This window comes from Streptomyces sp. NRRL S-495 (genome assembly GCF_000966955.1).
Taxonomy (GTDB): Bacteria; Actinomycetota; Actinomycetes; order Streptomycetales; family Streptomycetaceae; genus Kitasatospora; species Kitasatospora purpeofusca.
In genome coordinates this window covers 1-311 of the sequence record NZ_JZWY01000797.1, presented here as the reverse complement: position 1 = coordinate 311, position 311 = coordinate 1, and the positions used below count along the sequence as shown (strand labels likewise).

The 311-nt window shown below is 79.7% G+C and carries 1 pseudogene; it reads left to right on the top strand.

From position 1 onward, the window contains the following. Window positions 1–311, top strand: a pseudogene (locus tag VR45_RS33690) (ABC transporter permease); the annotation flags it as partial.

Here is a 311-nt window from a genome sequence, read left to right as displayed (position 1 = left end):
GGCCTGGGCCGGGGCCGGTCCGTCGCCGGGGTCGGGCTGCTGCTCGGCGGCGCCGTCCTGCTCGCCGTCCTCGCGACGCTGCACGCCGAGCCCGCCTCGACGCCGGTGACCTTCCTGACCGTCGTCGTCCTCGCCACGGCCGTCTCCCTGCTCGGCCCGCCGCTGGTCAGGGCCGGGGTCGCCGCGGCGTCGCTGCCGCTGCGGGCCTCCCGGGTGGCCGGTCACCTGGCGGCCGCCAACGCCAGGACCGGCAGCCGGCGGACGGCCGCCGCGGTCACCCCGCTCGCCCTGCTGATCGCCATGGTCTGCAC